The organism is Actinomycetospora lutea, from assembly GCF_028737205.1.
Lineage (GTDB): Bacteria > Actinomycetota > Actinomycetes > Mycobacteriales > Pseudonocardiaceae > Actinomycetospora > Actinomycetospora lutea.
In genome coordinates, this window is record NZ_JAQZAL010000017.1 from 61,058 (window position 1) to 74,843 (window position 13,786).

General features: G+C 76.0%; 11 protein-coding genes. All 11 read left to right on the forward strand.

What is annotated here, in order from left to right; genetic code table 11:
* The first annotated feature begins 38 nt into the window (after positions 1-38).
* The 11 genes from dinB to ftsW all read left to right on the forward strand — a co-directional run bounded on the left by dinB (position 39) and on the right by ftsW (position 13,756).
* Positions 39-1,304: a DNA polymerase IV gene (dinB, locus tag PHK61_RS19090; protein WP_337993981.1), complete on the forward strand. Its 1,266-nt coding sequence runs from the start codon at positions 39-41 to the stop codon at positions 1,302-1,304.
* A 126-nt stretch (positions 1,305-1,430) separates the two neighbouring features.
* Positions 1,431-1,829, forward strand: a complete 399-nt coding sequence (locus tag PHK61_RS19095) for a DUF3040 domain-containing protein (RefSeq protein ID WP_274282597.1) — start codon at positions 1,431-1,433, stop codon at positions 1,827-1,829.
* A gap of 498 nt (positions 1,830-2,327) precedes the next feature.
* A complete protein-coding gene (gene mraZ, locus PHK61_RS19100) occupies positions 2,328-2,759 on the forward strand; it encodes a division/cell wall cluster transcriptional repressor MraZ (protein WP_274282682.1) in 432 nt (143 codons plus the stop codon).
* 246 nt (positions 2,760-3,005) lie between these two features.
* Complete coding sequence (gene rsmH / locus PHK61_RS19105; protein ID WP_274282598.1) at positions 3,006-4,001, forward strand: 16S rRNA (cytosine(1402)-N(4))-methyltransferase RsmH; 996 nt, start codon at positions 3,006-3,008, stop codon at positions 3,999-4,001.
* Positions 3,998-4,819, forward strand: a complete 822-nt coding sequence (ftsL, locus tag PHK61_RS19110; protein ID WP_274282599.1) for a cell division protein FtsL — start codon at positions 3,998-4,000, stop codon at positions 4,817-4,819. The genes rsmH and ftsL overlap by 4 nt, the downstream gene beginning before the upstream one ends.
* A complete protein-coding gene (locus tag PHK61_RS19115; RefSeq protein ID WP_274282683.1) occupies positions 4,819-6,735 on the forward strand; it encodes a peptidoglycan D,D-transpeptidase FtsI family protein in 1,917 nt (638 codons plus the stop codon). Before ftsL ends, PHK61_RS19115 begins: the two co-directional genes overlap by 1 nt.
* A 211-nt stretch (positions 6,736-6,946) precedes the next feature.
* On the forward strand, positions 6,947-8,461 hold the full coding sequence (locus PHK61_RS19120) for a UDP-N-acetylmuramoyl-L-alanyl-D-glutamate--2,6-diaminopimelate ligase (protein ID WP_274282684.1): 1,515 nt from the start codon (positions 6,947-6,949) through the stop codon (positions 8,459-8,461).
* Positions 8,458-9,906, forward strand: coding sequence for a UDP-N-acetylmuramoyl-tripeptide--D-alanyl-D-alanine ligase (locus PHK61_RS19125; protein ID WP_274282600.1), 1,449 nt, complete (start codon positions 8,458-8,460; stop codon positions 9,904-9,906). The genes PHK61_RS19120 and PHK61_RS19125 overlap by 4 nt, the downstream gene beginning before the upstream one ends.
* Positions 9,903-10,970: a phospho-N-acetylmuramoyl-pentapeptide-transferase gene (gene mraY / locus PHK61_RS19130; RefSeq protein ID WP_274282601.1), complete on the forward strand. Its 1,068-nt coding sequence runs from the start codon at positions 9,903-9,905 to the stop codon at positions 10,968-10,970. The genes PHK61_RS19125 and mraY overlap by 4 nt, the downstream gene beginning before the upstream one ends.
* A gap of 30 nt (positions 10,971-11,000) precedes the next feature.
* Positions 11,001-12,452 (forward strand): UDP-N-acetylmuramoyl-L-alanine--D-glutamate ligase, encoded by a 1,452-nt coding sequence (murD, locus tag PHK61_RS19135; RefSeq protein WP_274282602.1) that lies wholly within the window; start codon positions 11,001-11,003, stop codon positions 12,450-12,452.
* Positions 12,449-13,756: a putative lipid II flippase FtsW gene (gene ftsW, locus PHK61_RS19140; protein WP_274282603.1), complete on the forward strand. Its 1,308-nt coding sequence runs from the start codon at positions 12,449-12,451 to the stop codon at positions 13,754-13,756. The genes murD and ftsW overlap by 4 nt, the downstream gene beginning before the upstream one ends.
* The last annotated feature ends 30 nt before the right edge of the window (positions 13,757-13,786 follow it).

The window sequence follows — 13,786 nt, forward strand, 5'->3', positions numbered from 1 at the left end:
CGCCCCACGGTCCCGGCGCCGACGCCGGGTGCGGCGTCCTGCACGTCGACATGGACGCCTTCTACGCGGCGGTGGAGATCCGGTCCCGGCCGGAGCTGCAGGGCCGCCCGGTCGTGGTCGGGGGCGGGCCCGAGCGGGGCGTGGTGCTCTCGGCCAGCTACGAGGCGCGCGCCTACGGGGTCCGCTCGGCGATGCCGTCGGCCCGCGCCCACCGGCTCTGCCCGCAGGCCGTGTTCCTGACGCCGGACTTCGCCACCTACGCCGAGGTGTCCCGCGCGGTGATGGGCGTGTTCCGCTCGGTGACCCCGCTCGTGCAGCCGCTGAGCCTCGACGAGGCGTTCCTCGACGTCTCCGGCGCGCTGCGTCGTCTCGGCACCACCCCGCTCGGCGTCGCGGCGCGGGTCCGCGAGGAGGTGGCCGCGAGCCAGGGGATCACGTGCTCGGTGGGCGTCGCCTCGACGATGTTCGTGGCCAAGCTCGCCTCCCGCGTCGCGAAGCCCGACGGGGTGCACCTCGTCCCCGCCGACGGTGTGCGCGCGTTCCTCGACCCGTTGCCGGTGGGCGCGCTGTGGGGCGTCGGCGCGCGGACCGAGGAGGTGCTCGGCCGCCACGGGATCACCACCGTCGCCGACGTCGCCGCGGCCGGTCCCGCGACGATGCGGCGCGCGGTGGGTCAGGCGCACGCGGCGCACCTGATCTCCCTGGGGCACGGGATCGACGAGCGCCGGGTCGACCCGCACGGCCGCGAGAAGTCCGCGGGCGCCGAGGAGACCTTCGCCCGCGACCTCGTCGACCCGGCCGTCCGGCGCCGCGAACTGCTGCGCCTCGCGGATCGCGCGGCGCGGATGTTGCGGCACCGCGGCATGCGCGCGCGGACGGTCGCGCTCAAGATTCGCTTCGACGATTTCACGACGATCACACGGGCGCGGACCCTGGCGGCGCCGACCGATCTCGCCCGCGACCTCCACGCCACCGCGGTCGAGCTCCACGACGCGCTCGGTGACACCGCGCCGGTCCGATTGCTCGGCGTCCGCGGCGAAGGACTCGTGCCGGCCGACCGCGCGCCCGAGCAGATCGTCCTCGGCGAGCCCGAGCACGGGTGGTCCGACGCCGAGCGCGCCGCTGACCAGGCGCGATCGCGGTTCGGGGTCGCGGCGATCCGCCCGGCGAGCCTGCTCGGTGATCCGGACCCGGAGCGCGCGCGATCACCGGTCGAGGCCGCGGACCCGGGCCGGGACCGTCACCGACAGCATCCGCCCGCCTCCCGTGCGGCATCGGCCCGGCGCCGAAAGGATGATCAGTGACGGCAACACGCCGGTCCGGGTAGTCGGACTGACGACGGACTCGTAGGATGGTGCTGGGTCATCAGGACGATGCCCGCCGGACCCTGACGGGTCGGGCGAACTTTCCCTTCCGGTGCCGGAGGAATCATGCCGCTCTCCGAGCACGAGCAGCGTCTGCTCGAGCAGATCGAGCGCGCTCTCTACGACGAGGACCCGAAGTTCGCGTCCACGGTTCGGGGAGGCAAGCTCCGACGCCCGTCGCGTCGCCGGCGGATCCAGGGCGTCGCGCTCTTCGTGATCGGTGTCGTGGCGCTCGTGCTCGGCGTGGTGCTGTTCAGCACCTCGACCGCGGGCATCATCGTCAGCGTGGCGGGCTTCCTCGCCATGTTCGGCGGCGCCGTCCTCGCGATCACCTCGTTCGGCGCCCGCAAGAAGGAGGCGGCCGCCGAGGGTGACGCCGCCCAGAGCGCCGCCGGCGAGAAGGAGCGCAGCCGCTTCACCTCGCGCATGGAAGAGCGCTTCCGCCGCCGCTTCGAGCAGGAGTAGCCCGCTCCGCTCGCCCGTACCCCGACGCGCCGCCGACCTCCGTGGTCGGCGGCGCGTCGTCGTTCGCGGGGACGCCGCGCCGTGATCAGGAGAGCACGGTGCGCCTCGGAGGCGCGCTCGAGGCGCACCAGGTGCTCCTGATCACCGCGACGGGCCGGGGCGCCCCACCTCGCCCCACCCCCGCTCTCCACGCCCGCGCCGAGCCCCCCACGTCCCCCCACCGGACGCCCCACCCCGCCCCACCGGACGCCCCACCCGGCGCATCCGCCCTGCTCAGACGCGGAAAGGCGGGGGAGTGCGCGGCGTGTCGGTGGACCTCCGGGTCCTCGGCCCGTCATGGTCACGTCCGGTTCCCCCACGGCTCCCCACCGTCGCTGACCAGCAAGAACTCGCACGATCGGGGACCACCACACCCACAGAATGGTTTGGCTGTGGGGCGTGGTGGGGTATGGTGGTGGACAGTGGGGCGAACGGGGCCTCACCGGGGAGGTGGGCGCCGTGTTCCTCGGCACCCATACCCCGCGATTGGACGACAAGGGCAGGTTGACGCTGCCCGCGAAGTTCCGGGACGAGCTGGCAGGGGGGCTGATGATCACGAAGGGTCAGGACCACTGCCTCTACGTGTTCCCCCGTGACGAGTTCGAGCAGATGGCCCGCAAGGTGGCCGAGGCGCCCTTCACCGACGAGCGGGTGCGCGCGTACCAGCGCTACCTGTTCGCCGGCACCGACGAGCAGCGCCCCGACTCCCAGGGCCGTATCCCGATCGCGGCCGAGCTGCGTCGCTACGCCGGGCTCGGGCGGGACTGCACCGTGATCGGTGCGGTCAACCGCCTCGAGATCTGGGACAGCGAGGCCTGGTCGCGCTACCAGGACGAGCACGAGGCCGGCTACGCCGAGGCCCAGCAGGAAGTGCTGCCCGGCGTCTTCTGACGCCGACCGCACCGACGACAAGCGAACAGGGAGCGCCCCCGCGAGGGGCGCACGGTCCGGTGCCGTGAGGCCCCGGCCCGCAGGGCGACGGCCCTGGCGCACCTTCCCCGGCGCCAGGTCCGTCGATCTGCGGACCGGGACGTGACGACATCGGACCTCGGGACACGGAGCTCGGTCGAGCCTGCCCGTGTCCCGGCAGGCGAAGGGCCGATCCCGGCCCGGGCGACGAGTCGGTGGAGGGATTCGGTGGACGAGCACGCGGAAGAGCCCCCGGGGGGAGACCCCGCGGACCGCGAGCGTCACGTCCCGGTCCTCCTCGACCGCGTCCTCGCCCTGTTCGAGCCGGCCCTCGCCGACCGCGACGCCGTGCTCGTCGACGCCACCCTGGGGGCGGCCGGCCACTCCGCCGCGCTCCTTTCTCAGCACTCGAGACTCACTCTTGTGGGTGTTGATAGAGACGAGTCGGCGCTGCGGCTTGCCCGAACGCGCCTCGCGCCCTACGCCGACCGGACGCATCTCGTGCACGCCGTCTTCGACGCGCTGCCCGAGGTGCTCGACGACCTCGGGTACGACGCGGTGCAGGGCGTCCTGTTCGACCTCGGTGTGTCGTCGATGCAGCTCGACGAGGACGAGCGCGGCTTCTCCTACGCCCGCGACGCGCCCCTGGACATGCGCATGGACCCGACGACGGGGCCGACCGCCGCGGACGTCCTCAACACCTACGCGCCCGGCGACCTGATCCGGGTGCTCCACGACTACGGCGAGGAGCGTGCGGCCCGACGCATCGTCGAGGCCGTCGTGCGTGCCCGGCGGCGGGCTCCGCTGCGCACCAGCGCGGAGCTCGTCGCCCTCCTCGAGGACGCCATCCCGGCCGCGGCCCGGCGCACGGGCGGCCACCCCGCGAAGCGCACGTTCCAGGCACTGCGGGTGGAGGTCAACGGCGAGCTCGACGCGGTGGCGGCGGCCGTCCCGGCCGCCGTCCGCGCGCTCGCGGTGGGCGGCCGGGTGGTCGTCATGTCCTACCAGTCCCTGGAGGACCGCATCGTCAAGCGCGTGCTCGCCGAGCACAGCCGCTCCAAGGCCCCGCCGGACATGCCGGTGGTGCGGCCCGAGGACGAGCCCGACCTGCGCCTGCTCACCCGCGGCGCCGAGAAGGCCGACGACGACGAGATCGCCGCCAACCCCCGGGCGGCGTCGGTGCGGCTGCGTGCCGCCGAGCGAGTGCGGGAGGCCGCAGCATGAGCAGCGCGACCCTGGCCGAGCCCCGCACGGGGACGAGCACACGACCCGACACCCGGCGCGACAGCCGACCCGACACCGGGCGCGACACCCGGGGCGACACCCGGCCCGACACCGGGCGCGACGCCGGGCGCGACGCCGCCCGCCGTGCCGGGACGTCCACGCACCCCGCCGGGCGGGCCACCGTCACGACGACCGACACCCGCTCCGGCGGCACCGCCCCCTTCGTGCTCCTGATCATGGTGCTGCTCACCGGCGGCCTGGTCGCAACGCTGTGGCTGTCGACGGCGGCGGCCGCCGACTCCTACCGCCTCGACGAGGCCCGACAGGTCGCCCGGGACCTCTCCGAGCAGACCGAGCGCCTGCACCGCGACGTCGCGGCCGCGCAGTCGGCGCCCGCCCTGGCCGCGGCCGCCCGCGCGCAGGGGATGGTGCCCGCAGGGGAGCCGGCGGTGCTGCTGGTCGCGCCGGACGGGTCCTCGCAGGTGATCGGCGACGCGAGGCCCGCGCAGGCCCTCGCGCCGCCGCCCGTGCCCGCGGCGCCGGTCGGCCCCGCCCAGAGCTCCACCGCCGCGCAGGCCGCCACCGACGGCCAGCCGGCCCCGGCGCCTGCCGGCGCCGCCGCGGCGGAGGACCAGCTGGCCGCGGTCCCGAGCCGGACCGCCGACGCCCAGAACGCCCAGAACGCCGACGCCCAGAACACCGACGCCCAGAACACCGACGCCCAGAACACCGATGTCCAGGGCGCCCAGAACGCCGACGCCCAGAACGCCCAGGACACCCCGGACGCCGACGCCGCGCCCACCCCGGCCGGTCGGTGATGGCGCGCAGCGCGCCGACCCTGAGCCGGCCGCCCGCCCGCGCGCCGGGCGGTCGCGCCCCGGGCGGCCGCCGGCCGTCGCCGCCCCCGCCGCCCCCGCGCCGTCCCGCGCGCCGTCCCGCGGCCCGCCCGCCGGACCCGCGGCGCCGACTGCGCGTCGGCCGGGTGCTGCTGGTCGCGGTGCTGCTGCTGTGCACGCTGAAGCTGATCGAGGTCCAGGGCCTGCGGGCCGGCGAGCTGTCCGCCGACGCGGCGCAGCAGCGCACCACGCGGCTCAACGTGCCCGCCGAGCGCGGCGCGATCCTCGACCGCTACGGCACGCCGCTGGCGTTCAGCGTCGAGGCGAAGGCGCTCGTGGCGAACCCGCGGCGGATCACGCAAGACTGGGACGAGCCGGCCGTCCGCGCGCAGCCGGGGGCGCCGACGCCCGACCAGCGCAAGTCGGCGATCGCGATCGGGATGGGGCGCATCCTCGGCCTCGACCCCGGCCCGATCTTCGCCTCGCTGACCTCCGACCGCAGCTACGTGGTGCTGGCCCCGCTGGTCGACCCCGGCGCGGCGCGGCAGGTGCGCGAGGCCTTCCCGGAGATCGCCGAGGAGGACCGCGAGTCGCGCCAGTACCCGGCCGGCGACGTCGCGGCGACCGTCGTGGGCAGCGCGTCCTGGAACATGGACCGCCAGAAGATCCGCGGCTCGATCGGGCTGGAGAGCGCGCTCGACACCACGCTCGCGGGCACCGACGGCTTCCGTGTCGTCGACACCGCTGAGGGCAGCGACGCCGTGATCCCGGGCACGACCCGGGCCGAGCAGCCCGCGCAGGCCGGCCGCGACGTCGTCCTGACGATCGACACCGACCTGCAGTACGCCGTCGAGCAGCGCCTGCGCGACTACACCGCGCGGGTCGGGGCCCGCAGCGGCAGCGCGGTGGTCCTCGACGCGCACACCGGCCAGGTGCTCTCGATGGCGAACTCGGGGTCGTTCAACCCCGCCGCGCCGGGCGCCGCCGGCGCGCAGCTGAGCAACCCGTCGGTGACGTCGCCGTTCGAGCCGGGCTCGGTGAACAAGATCGTGACGATGGCGGCCGCGATCGAGAACGGCATCGCCCGGCCGGAGGACGTCCTGCAGGTCCCGGGCAGCATCCGGGTGGCCGACCGGACGATCAGCGACGCCTGGTCGCACGGGACGATCAACCTGACCCTCAACGGCGTCCTCGGGCGCTCGTCGAACGTCGGCACGCTGATGACGGCGCAGCGGCTCGGGCCGGACCGGTTCGACGCGATGCTGCGCGCGCTCGGGATCGGGCAGCGCACGGGCATCGAGCTCCCCGGCGAGAGCTCCGGCTCCGTGCCGGCCCGCGAGGACTGGTCGGGCAGCACGTTCGGCAACCTGCCGATCGGGCAGGGCCTGTCGATGACGACCCTGCAGATGGCGAGCATGTACCAGGCGGTGGCCAACGACGGCGTGCGCGTGCCGCCGCGGGTGGTCGAGGCCGAGGTCGGCGGGGACGGCGTGCGCATCCCGTCGCCCGCGCCCGAGGGCGTGCGGGCGATGAGCCCGGAGACCGCCCGCACGATGCGCGACATGCTGCAGTCGGTGACCCAGGACGGCCGCGGCGGCAACCGCGGCACCGGTCCGGCGGCGGCGATCCCCGGCTACCCGGTGGCGGGCAAGACCGGGACCGCCCAGCAGGTCGACCCGGGCTGCGGCTGCTACTCGCAGTCGAACTACTGGATCACCTTCGCCGGCATGTTCCCGGCGCAGGACCCGCGCTACGTCGTCGCGCTGATGCTCGACCGCCCGCCGGGCGGCGACTCCGCGGCGCCGCTGTTCCACGAGATCGGCGCCTACCTCGCCCAGCACGGGGCCGTGCCGGTGTCGACGGCGCCGCCGCGCGAGGTGCCCCTCACGCTGCCCTGACACACGGGTCCCGCACGCCCCGCAGGCCACAGGGCCTGCGGAGTGGGCCCGGAGACGGTGAGTAGCCTGCGCGATCGTGCCCGCCGCACCGCCGAGGACGTTCGACGACACCGCCGGCCCCGCCCGGGGGCCGGTCGGTGACGGCGATTCCGCAGGCGGCCCCGACGCCACCGACGCGGGCTCGCTGCGGCCCCGCCGGACGGAGCCCGTGATGATCACTGCCGTGGCCGAGCGCATCCGCTCCGCCCGCCCCGCCGACGGGCCGGTGGAGATCGTCGGCGACGCCGACGCCCGGGTCACGGGGGCCACGCTGCGCGCCCACGAGGTCCGCCCCGGCGACCTGTTCGCGGCGCTGCCCGGCGCCCGGGCCCACGGCGCGGACTTCGCCGACCAGGCGCTGGCGCGCGGTGCCGCCGCGGTGCTCACCGACGCCGACGGCGCCGCGCGCGCGGCCGTCCGGGACGCCGGCGTCCCTGTCCTCGTGCACGCCGACCCGCGCGCGGCGATCGGGCCGGCGTCCGCCCTGGTCTACGGCGACCCCTCGAGGCGCCTCGACGTGCTCGGCGTGACGGGTACGGCCGGCAAGACCACCACCGTGTACCTGCTCGAAGCGGCGCTGGCGGCGGCCGGCGCGACCACGGGCCTCATCGGTACCGTCGAGACGCGGCTCGGCGGGCGGCGCCTGCATCCAGGGGAGCACGCCGATAGGGCGTTCACCACGCCCGAGGCGCCCGACCTGCAGGCCCTGCTCGCCCGCATGGCCGACGACGGCGCGACCCACGTGGCCATGGAGGTCTCGAGCCATGCGCTGAGCCTCGGCCGCGTCGCCGGCACCGGCTTCGCGGTCGGCGCCTTCACCAACCTGTCGGCCGAGCACCTCGACTTCCACGCCGACATGGAGGACTACTTCGCGGCCAAGGCGCGCCTGTTCGACGGGCGCGCGCGCGTCGAGGTGGTCTGCGTCGACGGGCCGTGGGGTCGCCGGCTGGTCCGCGAGGGCGGCGGGAAGCGCACCGTGACCGTCGGCGCGCCCGACGCCGACTGGCGCGCCGAGGACGTCGTCGCGCTCCCGGACGGCACGCAGCGCTTCACCGTCCACGGCCCCGACGGGCTCGTGCTGCCGGTGGCCGTGCGGCTGCCCGGCGCCTTCAACGTCACCAACGCCCTGCTCGCCCTGGCCTGCGGCGCGGCCACCGGCCACGACCCGGCGGTGCTCGCCCGCGGGCTCGCGGAGGTCCGCGTCCCGGGCCGGATGCAGCGCGTCGAGGTGGGGCAGCCGTTCCTCGCGGTCGTCGACTACGCCCACAAGCCCGCGGCCGTCGAGGCGCTGCTCGAGACCCTGCGGGCCGGCACCGAGGGGCGCCTGCTCACCGTGCTCGGCTGCGGCGGCGACCGCGACCGCGCCAAGCGCCCCGTCATGGGCCGGCTGGGCGCCCAGCTCTCCGACCACCTCTGGGTCACCGACGACAACCCGCGCTCCGAGGACCCGGCCGCCATCCGCGCCGAGGTCCTCGCGGGGGCGCGCGACGTCGACGGCGCCCTCGTCGACGAGATCGGCGACCGGCGCGCGGCCATCGCGGCCGCCGTCGCCGAGGCGCGGCCCGGCGACGTCGTCGTCGTGGCGGGCAAGGGCCACGAGACCGGCCAGCAGATCGGCGACGAGCAGCTGCCGTTCTCGGACGTCGAGGAGCTCGAGCGCGCCCTGCGGGCCGGTGATCGCCCGTGATCGACCTGACCCTCGCCGACGTCGCCCGCATCACCGGGGGACGGCTGCACGGCGCCACGGGGAAGGAGCGGGTTACCGGCTCCGTCGAGTTCGACAGCCGCGCGGTCGGCGCGGGCGGGCTCTTCGTCGCCCTGCCCGGCGAGCGGGTCGACGGCCACGACTTCGTCGACGCCGCGATGGCGTCGGGCGCGGCCGGGGTGCTCGCGGCCCGCGAGGTCGGCGCGCCCTCGGTGATCGTGCCGCCGCTCGAGGCCGTGTCCAGCTCCTACGTCCTCGCCGCCGACTCCGGCGGCGCCGGGGCGGGGGTGCTCGCCGGCCTCGCCCTGCTGGCCCGCCACGTCGTCGACGTCCTCGCCGCCGACGGCCTGCTCGTCGTCGGCATCACCGGCTCGTCGGGCAAGACCTCGACGAAGGACCTCACCGCGCACCTCCTCGAAGGGCTCGACGACCGACCGGGCGAGACCGTCGCCCCGCCCGGGTCGTTCAACAACGAGCTCGGCCACCCCTGGACCGCGCTGCGCGCGACGCGCTCGACCCGCCACCTCGTCCTCGAGCTCTCGGCCCGCGGGCCGGGGCACGTCGCCGCGCTGTGCCGGGTGGCGCCGCCGCGGATCGGCGCGGTGCTCAACGTCGGGTCGGCGCACCTGGGCGAGTTCGGGTCGCGCGAGGCGATCGCGCAGGCCAAGGGCGAGCTGGTCGAGGCCCTGCCGAGCGACGGTGTCGCCGTGCTGGGCGCCGACGACCCGGTGGTCGCCGCCATGGCGCGGCGCACGGTCGCGCGCGTCGTGCACGCCGGGCGGGCGCCGCAGGCCACCGTCCGCGCGGACGACGTCGTGATCGACGACGCCGGGCGCGCCGCGTTCCGCCTGGTCACCCCGGCCGGCGAGGCCCCGGTCCGGCTGGCGCTGCACGGCGCCCACCACGTCGACAACGCGCTGGCCGCCGCGGCGATCGCGCTCGAGGCGGGCCTGCCCGTCGCGGCGATCGCCGAGCGTCTCGGCACCGCCGCGCCCCGCTCGCGCTGGCGCATGGAGCTCACCGAGCGCCCCGACGGCGTCCGGGTGCTCAACGACGCCTACAACGCCAACCCCGAGTCGATGCGCGCGGCGCTCGCGACGCTGCGGGCGATGGGCGGGCGCCACACCGCGGTGCTGGGCGTCATGGCCGAGCTCGGCGACGACGCCCCGCGGGCCCACACCGAGATCGGGCGCGAGGTCGCCCGCACCGGGGTGGAGCGGCTGATCGTCGTCGGGGACGCCGCCCGGCCCCTGCACGAGGCGGCCGCGTCGGAGGGCGTCGACTCCCGCCTGGTGCCCGACGCCGCGGCGGCCGCCGAGCTGGTGAGCGCCGGCATCGCCCCGGGGGACGTGGTCCTGATCAAGGCGTCACGGTCCGCCGGACTGGAGAAGGTCGCCGAGACGCTGGTGAACGGAGGATCCCGATGAGGGGCGTGCTGGTGGCGGCGGGGGTCGCGCTGGCCGTGTCGATCCTCCTGACCCCGTACGTGATCCGCCTGTTCATCAAGCAGGGGTTCGGGCAGGAGATCCGCGAGGAGGGGCCGCAGAGCCACCGCGGCAAGCGCGGCACGCCGACCATGGGCGGCGTCGCGATCCTCGCCGCGGTGTGGATCGGCTACCTCGCCGCGCACCTCGTCGGCGACGTCGCGATCTCGGCGTCGGCGCTGCTGGTGCTGATGCTGATGACGGCGCTGGGGGTCGTCGGCTTCCTCGACGACTTCATCAAGATCCGGCGCCAGCGCAACCTGGGCCTGAACAAGACCGCGAAGCTCGTCGGCCAGTTCGTCAGCGCCGTGGTGTTCGCGGTGCTGGCGCTGCAGTTCCCCGACGAACAGGGCCTGAGACCGGTCTCCACGAACCTCTCGTTCGTCCGCGACATCGCGGTGGTGGGCTTCGGCGCGGTCGGGTTCGTGCTGTTCTGCTACCTCATCGTCACGGCGGCCTCGAACGCGGTGAACCTCACCGACGGGCTCGACGGCCTCGCCGCGGGCACGTCGGCGATGGTGCTGGCGACCTACCTGATCGTGTCGTTCTGGCAGTTCCGCAACGCCTGCGGGGTGCAGATCGAGGCGGGCTGCTACCAGGTGCGGGATCCGCTCGACATCACGCTCGTGGCGGCCGCGGCGATGGGGGCGTGCATCGGGTTCCTGTGGTGGAACGCCGCCCCGGCGCGCATCTTCATGGGCGACACCGGCTCGCTCGCGCTCGGCGGGCTCTTCGCCGGCCTGGCCATGGTGACGCGCACCGAGCTGCTGCTGGTCGTGCTCGGCGGCGTGTTCGTCGTCGAGGCGCTCTCGGTGGTCATCCAGGTGGCGGTCTTCCGGACGACGCGCCGGCGACCGTTCCGGATGGCGCCCTTCCACCACCACTTCGAGCTCGCGGGCTGGGCGGAGACCACGGTCATCATCCGGTTCTGGCTGCTCGCGGCCATCTGCTGCGCCCTGGGGCTGGGTCTGTTCTACAGCGAATGGCTGGCGGCCTCGGGTGGCTAGCCGGACGCGAAGCGCAGCGGAGCCGGACCATTGAGCTGGCCCGACCGTCACGTCCTCGTCGCCGGGGCGCGCCGCACCGGGATCGCCGCGGTCGACGTGCTGCGCTACCTCGGCGCGCGGGTCACCGTCGCCGACGGCGACCCCGCCCAGCTCGACACCCTCGGCGAGCGGCCCGTCGGGCGGACGCAGGACATGGCGAGCGTGCCCGACGGCGTCGACCTCGTGGTGACGAGCCCCGGCTTCCGCACCGACTCCCCGCTGGCGCAGGCGGCGCGGGCCGCGTCGGTGCCGATGGTCGGCGAGCCCGAGCTGGCCTGGTGGCTGGGCGACGACCCGGCGGTGTGCCCGGACGGGCCGCCGCGCTGGCTCGCGGTCACCGGCACCAACGGCAAGACCACCACGACGACGATGCTCGAGGCGATCCTGCGCGCGGCGGGGGAGGACACGGTCGCCTGCGGCAACATCGGCCTGCCCGTCGTGGACGCGCTGCGCGCCGGGCACCGGGTGCTCGCCGTCGAGCTCTCCAGCTTCCAGCTCGAGTGGTCGCCGTCGGTGCGCCCGTACGCCGGCGCGGTGCTCAACCTCGCCGAGGACCACCTCGACTGGCACGGCTCGATGGCCGCCTACGGCGCGGCCAAGGCGCGGGTGCTGCGCGGGGAGGTCGCCGTCGGGGGCCTGGACGACCGCGAGGCGGCGGCGCTGCTGCTCGCCGCGCCCGCGCCGCGCCACGTCGGCTTCACCCGCGGCGAGCCGGCCCCCGGCGAGCTGGGGATCGTCGACGGGCACCTCGTCGACCGAGCCTTCGGCGACCGTGTCGTGCTGGCGGAGGTCACCGACGTCGCCCCGCCCGGCCCGCCGGGGGAGGCCAACGCGCTCGCGGCGGCCGCGCTCGCGCGGGCGCACGGGGTGCCCCCGGAGGCGGTGGCGGACGGGCTGCGCGCGGTCGCGCCGGGCCCGCACCGGGGCGCCGTCGTGGCCGAGGCCGGCGGGGTCCGCTGGGTCGACGACTCGAAGGCCACCAACCCGCACGCCGCCGCGGCCTCGCTCGCCGCGCACCACCGCGTCGTCTGGGTGGCCGGCGGGCTGCTCAAGGGCGCGGACGTCGCCGACGTCGTCGTGGCCCACCGCGGGCGGCTCGCCGGGGCCGTCGTCCTGGGCCGCGACCGCGCGGTGGTGGCCGCCGCGCTTCGGCGACACGCCCCCGAGGTCCCCGTCCTCGACGTGGGCGGGGGCGACGATGGGCCGGTGAGCGAACCCGAGCACGGCACCGACGGCATGCTGCGCGCGGCGCGGGCGGCCGCCACCCTGGCCCGGCCCGGCGACACCGTGCTGCTCGCCCCGGCCGCGGCGTCGATGGACATGTTCCGCGACTACGCCGCGCGCGGGGACGCGTTCGCCGCCGCGGCGCGCACGGTCGCGGGCGGGGTCGGTCCCCACGGGGCGGCGACCACCCCCGACGTCGAGACGTCGCCGACCCCGTGAGCGCGCCGGCCCGCGGTCCGGGCCGGCAGCGTGGTGCGGGGCGGGGTCCCTCCCGGCCCGGCGTCCTCGCCGCCGCCCGCTCGGCGCTGCACCAGTGGCTCGAGCGCCCGCTGACGTCGCTGCACCTCGTGCTCGCCGTGTTCGGGCTGCTCACCGCGCTCGGGCTGGTCATGGTGCTCTCCGCGTCGGCGGTGTCGGCGTACGCCGCGGGCGGGTCGTCCTACGGGGTGTTCTTCCGCCAGGCCGTGTTCGCGCTGGTCGGCCTCGCCCTGTTCTGGCTGGGTCTGCGGGTTCCGCCGCGCAAGCTGCGCGCGGCGAGCCCGTGGCTGCTCGCCGGCTGCCTGGTGCTGCTGGTCCTCGTGCTCGTACCCGGGCTGGGCGCGGTGGTCAACGGGTCGCGCAGCTGGTTCCGCGTCGCGGGCCTGTCGCTGCAGCCCTCCGAGCTGACGAAGATCGCGCTCGCGCTCTGGGGCGCCCACGTCCTCGTGCGCCACCGGCCCCACCCGCGCACCTGGCGGGCCGCGCTGATGCCGCTGCTGCCGGTGTCGCTCGCGGTCCTCGGGCTCGTGCTCGCCCAGCCCGACCTGGGCACCACGGTGTCGCTGATGATCATCGTGTTCGCGCTGCTGTGGTTCGCGTGCGCCCCGCTGGGCCTGATGGCCTTCATCGTGTCGAGCGGCGTCGTCGCCGCGGTGGTGCTCGGCGTCGTCGCCACCTACCGGCAGAGCCGCATCACCGCGTTCCTCAACCCGGACGCCGCCGACCCGCTCGGCCCCGCCTACCAGGCCCGCCAGGCCCTGTTCTCCCTCGCCGACGGCGGCCTGTTCGGCGCCGGGCTCGGCCAGGGGCGCGCCAAGTGGGACTACCTGCCCAACGCCGACAACGACTTCATCTTCGCGATCATCGGCGAGGAGCTCGGGTTCGTCGGCGCCGGGGCGGTGATCGCGCTGTTCGCGACGCTCGCCTACGTCGGCCTGCGGATCGCCGTGCGCAGCGTCGACCCGTGGATCCGCGTGGTCGCCGCGACGCTGACGGTGTGGCTCGTCGCGCAGGCCTGCATCAACATCGGCTATGTCGTCGGCCTGCTCCCGGTGACCGGCATCCCGCTGCCCCTGGTGTCCTCGGGCGGCACGTCGCTCGCGCTCGCGCTGCTCTCCGGGGGCCTGCTGGCCAACTTCGCGCGCCACGAGCCCGAGGCGGCGCGGGTGCTGCGCGCCCACGGCCAGGGCCGGCTCGCCCGCCTGCTGCGCCTGCCCGAGCCCGAGGTCGCGGCGCGTCCGGCGGCCCGGGGAGGGGCCCGGTGAACCGCGCCGAGGGCGAGCCGGACGATGGGG

Excerpts from the sequence above, each read along its gene's own strand:
- PHK61_RS19095 (WP_274282597.1), top strand. The coding sequence starts at position 1,431 with ATGCCGCTCTCCGAGCACGAGCAGCGTCTGCTCGAGCAGATCGAGCGC.
- ftsL (WP_274282599.1), top strand. The coding sequence starts at position 3,998 with ATGAGCAGCGCGACCCTGGCCGAGCCCCGCACGGGGACGAGCACACGA.
- PHK61_RS19115 (WP_274282683.1), top strand. The coding sequence starts at position 4,819 with ATGGCGCGCAGCGCGCCGACCCTGAGCCGGCCGCCCGCCCGCGCGCCG.
- PHK61_RS19120 (WP_274282684.1), top strand. The coding sequence starts at position 6,947 with ATGATCACTGCCGTGGCCGAGCGCATCCGCTCCGCCCGCCCCGCCGAC.
- mraY (WP_274282601.1), top strand. The coding sequence starts at position 9,903 with ATGAGGGGCGTGCTGGTGGCGGCGGGGGTCGCGCTGGCCGTGTCGATC.